Here is a 2,024-nt window from a genome sequence, read left to right as displayed (position 1 = left end):
GGCATGGCAACCGATAGTTCACCGAGACAAAGCATCGTTAAATACATGATAAAACCGCCAACTATGTAAGAGAGAATAGCACCGATGGCCCCTGCTTCATGAATGGTGTAGCCTGAACCAATGAAAAAGCCTGTACCAATACATCCCCCTATTGAAATCATAAATAAATGTCTTGCTTTCATGCTCCGTTTTAATTCATTTGGTTGATTTTCTATTGTTTTCATTGAAAAACTCCTTTACCTGATGGGTGCAAACGGTTTCATTTATGTTAGGACGTTTTTAGGGAATTAATGTTTCTCCATTCACAAGTTTTATGCTTTGATTTCAATCTTAGGTGATAGTATCCCTCGAATAAGAGATTGCTTCTGCATGTAGAGAAACAGGAGTTAACATAGGTACCAATGCAAAAATAATTTCGATGACGCCGCTTAAGAAAGAAAAAGAAGCCAAACGTCTGGAAACTATGGATATAAATTGATTCATGTGGGCCATCCGTCAATGGGGAAGAAGCCCGCAGATGACAATATGGGCTTTTTTCAATGGACCATCTTTTTAAAAATTTGAGATTAATAAAATCGCTCTATATTTCTATCAATAACAGTTATCTCAAAAAAGTTCGACTATTTAACATCAGCCAGTAAATGAGGAGTGATAAGGTGATCGTCCGCTCCATAAAGTAATTTTTCTCCAAGCAAAGAGCCCATTAATGCGACAGCAACTTCAGCTGTTTTATTATGTTCGTCCAATATTGGATTTATCTCTACAAACTCTGCGGATGTAATGATATTGGCTTCAGCTAGCATTTCCATGGCAAGATGGCTCTCACGGTAACTAATACCTCCCATGACAGGCGTTCCTACTCCCGGTGCATCGTCTGGATCAAGGCCATCAAGGTCAAGGGATAAATGAACAAGATCTGTACGTTCTTTAAGATAGGCAATCGATTCATCCATTACTCTTGTCATTCCCAATCTATCAATCTCATGCATTGTATATACTTTAATACCCTTTTCTCTAATTAACTCTTTCTCACCTTGGTCCAAGGAACGGGCACCAATAATAACAATATTCTCTGGTTTGATTTTTGGTGTATATCCACCAATGTTAGTCAGTGCAGGGTGGCCAAGTCCCAAACTTACCGCTAGAGACATACCATGTATATTTCCTGAAGGAGAAGTTTCGGCTGTGTTTAAATCGCCATGCGCATCATACCAAATTACCCCTAAGTTCTCAGAATGCTGTGCTAAACCTGATAATGTTCCGATAGCTATACTATGATCTCCACCTAAAACTAAAGGAAATCGATTTAATTGAGTGACTTCAGCAACTTTTTGACTTAATTTTTCATTGCCTTCTGCTACATCCTGTAAATTCTTTAAATTAGTATCTGTATCACTTTGTGCTCTCTCTCGTATCTCTACTTTAATATCACCTTCATCATGGACAGTATAGCCAATGTTTTCAAGTCTTTCACTCAAACCTGCATATCTGATAGCACTTGGACCCATATCTACTCCTCTTCTAGTTTGACCAAGATCCATTGGAACACCAATAATTGAAATTTCTTTCTTCATGTATAATTCTCCCCCTTCAATTTTTCTTCCCTAGTATAAGGGTAAAAGGATAGATGACTCAACTCGACATTTTTTTGAATATTTATACGATTGAGAATAGAGAGAAAGGCATGGTAAAAAACGCCTATTGACAATCCGTGAATTATACAAAACCTTCCTAACGAGGTTATATGTTATGTTTAAATACAGTGTTTTAAATTAGTACATAATCACGATGCTTAAAGAGCTGCAAACCTCATTAATGAGAGGGGGTAGTTCTTTCAAATTAGACTTCCTAGTGAAGAGATAATTGATTTCTGGAGTTATAAATACCTTAAGCAAATCAATATACAAGCAGGAATTAGAGCAGTTACTAATATAAACCAAGGAAGGATTTTATATCTTCATATTGAATATATTAGGTAGACAGTTTTTTTCAGCATAAGAAAAATTTCTAATAGTATATTATTC

2 protein-coding genes and 1 pseudogene are annotated in these 2,024 nt (G+C 36.4%); all 3 read right to left on the bottom strand.

Annotated features, from left to right (window positions below; translation table 11 throughout):
- A pseudogene (locus tag AC1DUW_RS26985) lies at positions 1–224 on the bottom strand (amino acid permease); the annotation flags it as partial.
- A gap of 106 nt (positions 225–330) precedes the next feature.
- On the bottom strand, positions 331–483 hold the full coding sequence (locus AC1DUW_RS26980) for a hypothetical protein (RefSeq protein WP_377441322.1): 153 nt from the start codon (positions 481–483) through the stop codon (positions 331–333).
- A 137-nt stretch (positions 484–620) separates the two neighbouring features.
- Entirely contained in the window at positions 621–1,574 is a 954-nt protein-coding gene (gene rocF / locus AC1DUW_RS26975; RefSeq protein WP_053346295.1) for an arginase, read from the bottom strand.
- Between the last annotated feature and the right edge of the window lie 450 nt (positions 1,575–2,024).

Source organism: Peribacillus sp. P4_C12 (genome assembly GCF_056402095.1).
Note: the sequence above shows the minus strand (reverse complement) of the source record. Positions and strands in the feature narration are given on the sequence as shown.

Excerpts from the sequence above, each read along its gene's own strand:
- AC1DUW_RS26980 (WP_377441322.1), bottom strand. The coding sequence starts at position 483 with ATGAATCAATTTATATCCATAGTTTCCAGACGTTTGGCTTCTTTTTCT.
- rocF (WP_053346295.1), bottom strand. The coding sequence starts at position 1,574 with ATGAAGAAAGAAATTTCAATTATTGGTGTTCCAATGGATCTTGGTCAA.